Annotated in this window: 3 protein-coding genes; 2 read left to right on the forward strand and 1 reads right to left on the reverse strand. The window is 68.9% G+C overall.

What is annotated here, in order from left to right; genetic code table 11:
• Positions 1–369 (forward strand): cytochrome P450 (locus VHK87_RS07115; RefSeq protein ID WP_329634206.1); only part of this gene is annotated, 369 nt, incomplete at its 5' end.
• Positions 370–401: 32 nt separating this feature from the next.
• Entirely contained in the window at positions 402–992 is a 591-nt protein-coding gene (locus VHK87_RS07120; RefSeq protein WP_329634207.1) for a TetR/AcrR family transcriptional regulator, read from the forward strand.
• An 89-nt stretch (positions 993–1081) separates the two neighbouring features.
• Here VHK87_RS07120 and VHK87_RS07125 read toward each other — a convergent pair.
• On the reverse strand, positions 1082–2845 hold a 1764-nt coding region (locus VHK87_RS07125; RefSeq protein WP_329634208.1), incomplete at its 5' end, for a TonB-dependent receptor.

Genomic DNA, 2845 nt, shown 5'->3' on the forward strand with positions numbered 1-2845 from the left:
CGCTGGCAGACGCCGCTGGCGCACATGGCCCGCACCGCCACGCGCGACTTCGACATGGGCGGCAAGACCATCCGCGAGGGCGACCGGGTGGTGATGTGGTACGTCTCGGGCAACCGCGACGAGACCCAGATCGACGACCCGGAGAGCTACATCATCGACCGGCCTCGGCCGCGGAACCACCTGTCGTTCGGCTTCGGCATCCACCGCTGCGTGGGCAACCGGCTGGCCGAGCTGCAGCTGACCATCATCTGGGAGGAGATCCTCAAGCGCTTCCCGCGGGTCGAGGTGGTCGGCGAGCCGATGAGAACCCACTCGGTTTTCGTGAAAGGATATGAGACGCTGCCGGTGGTCATTCCGACGCGGAACTGAGGCCGCCGATGTCGCACGCGGATCGAGGGTGGATGGAAAGCCCTGACAAGGCCGCGCCGCGACGAGGCGCCTACCAGATCGGCAACGTCCGTGCGCGCCTCCTCGACGAGGCGCTGGACATCCTCGAGCACGAGGGGCTGCAGGCGCTGAACCTGCGCGACCTCGCGGCGCGGGCCGGCATCACCGCCGGCTCCCTCTATCACCACTTCGACGGCAAGGGCGCGCTGCTGGCCGAGCTCGCCGCGGCCGGCTTCGAGGAGCTGCGCCGCCGTGTGGAACGGGCCGGCGGCGAGGCGGCCGAGGGCGGTCGGGTCCGCGCCTGGGCGCTGGCCTATTTCGGCTTCGCTCAGGACCGGCCGGCGCTGTACGGCCTGATGTTCGACCCGGCTATCGCCCACGCCCCGCAGGTCAGCGCCGCCCGCGCCCTGGCGCTGCAAACCATCCAAGTCTTCGTGGAGGGCTCTCCGGTCCTGTCGCGCGCCTCCACCCCCGCGGACAAGATCGCCCTGGCGGTCTGGGCCGCCGCCCACGGGGCGGCCTCCCTCACGCTCAGCGGCGCCGGCGGTCCGGAGCTGATGGACGACGTGATCCTCGGCCTCGAGGGCCTGTTCCTGCGGCGCTAAAGGAAAAGGCGGCGCGGGAGACCCGCGCCGCCTCAAGGTGGAGCCGCTTGCCCGGCGAAAGGGGAGTGATCCGCCGGCGGCCCTGAAACTCAGAACCGCTTGGTCACCGCCACCCCGTAGAGCCGCGGATCGAGCAGGAAGATGTTGCGGGTCGCGCCGAGGTTCTCGTCGGCGATGTCGAAGCCGACGATGGTGTCCTCGTCGAGCAGGTTGCGGACGTAGGCCTGGATGGTGAGGCCCAGGTCGGCGTTCTCGAACGTCAGGCTGGCGTTGACGTTCTGCCAGGCCTCGATGCGGTCGAAGAACGCGTTGTTGTACCGCATCTGGCTTTCGGCCTGCCAATAGTAGTCGCCGCGCAGCGTCGCGCTCCAGTCCGTCCCAAACTGCCACTCGTACTGGGCGCCGAGCGAGACGGTCCATTCGGGGGCGTTGGGCAGCTCGTTGCCGGACAGGTCCTGGATCAGCCCCTCGCCGGCCCCGCTGGAATAGCGGGAGACGTTGGGGCCGAAGTTGTGCGCCGCAGCCGACAGGGCCGCGGCCTGGGCCCCCGGCACGCCGCGGGCGATCAGGCCGTTGGTGATCGCCGTCGGGCCCGAGCAGGCGCTGTTGGTCAGGGTGGCGACGCCCGCGGGGGTGGAGAGGATCTGCGCCACGCCGGAGGCGAGCAGCACGCAGCCTCCGCTGGTGGCGTTGGCGTAGACGTAGGCCGGGTCGCCGAGGGTCCGGTTGTGGGTGTCCACCACCAGGCCTTCCTGGATCTCGGTCTGCAGGTAGCCGATGTTGGCGTTGAGCCGCAGCGGCTCGATGGGCCGCCAGACGGTCTCCAGCTCAAGGCCCCAGATCGCGGCGTCGATGTTCTCGTTGTAGACCGATCGATTGACGCTGCGGCCGATCTGGTAGCCCTCGTAGTCGTAGGTGAAGGCCGTCAGGTTGAGCAGCAGGGCCCCGTCCAGCAGGGTGTTCTTGGCGCCCACCTCGATAGCGTTGACGAACTCCGGGTCGAAGCTCGGATTGAGGCCCAGCGCCACCACGCCGGGCGGGTTGAAGCCGCCGCCTTTGTAGCCCTTTGAATAGGACGCGTAGATCAGGGTGTCGTCGGTGAAGCCCAGGTCCGGCGACCAGTCGACGTTCAGGCGGCCGGTGGTCTCCTGGAACTGCACCTCCTGGGCCGGGGTCCAGATCGGGCCGCGGCCGGCGGCGAACAGGGTCGAGCCGCTGCCCCGGGTCCACTTCTCATCGTCGGTGTAGCGCAGGCCGAGCGTCACCCGCAGGTCGTCGGTGGCCTGCCAGTAGACCTCGCCGAAGGCCGCCTTTGAGCTCAGCTGGTACTCGGTGAGGCTGATGAAATAGTTGTGCCCGGTGAAGTCAGGCTCGCGCAGCGGGTCCACATAGGCCAGCGGCTGGACCACCCGCACCGCCGCCGTGGCCGCGTTGGTCGCCACATAGGTGATGGTCTCGATCTCGTAGTCCAGGAAGATGCCGCCGACGTTGAAGTTGAGCGGCCCGTCGAAGTTGGACTGCAGCCGCAGCTCCTGGGTCCACTGCTCGCTGTGGCTGCGGCCGCCGGACTCGCTCTGCAGGCGGTCGGTGAGGCCGAACTGCGGATCGTTCAGCACGCCCGTCGGCGCCAGCGCCGAGTTGGGGAAGGTGACCGACGAATAGCCGCCGGTGGAGTCGCCCCGGGAGTAGGTCTCGTTCTCGTTGTAGCTGGTCAACGAGGTCACCGTGAGGGCGGGCGTGACGTCCCACTCCAGGTTCAGCTCGTAGAGCTCGGCGCGCGGGCGGTAGATGGGCTTGCCGACCACCTCGACCTCGCGCAGGTCGCGGGAGATGGTCTTGCCCGCGAAGGAATC

The organism is Phenylobacterium sp. (genome assembly GCF_036263695.1).
In the GTDB taxonomy this organism is placed as follows: Bacteria; Pseudomonadota; Alphaproteobacteria; order Caulobacterales; family Caulobacteraceae; genus Phenylobacterium.

Bases quoted from the DNA above. Each gene is read 5' to 3' on its own strand.
- VHK87_RS07120 (WP_329634207.1), top strand. From the start codon at position 402: ATGGAAAGCCCTGACAAGGCCGCGCCGCGACGAGGCGCCTACCAGATC.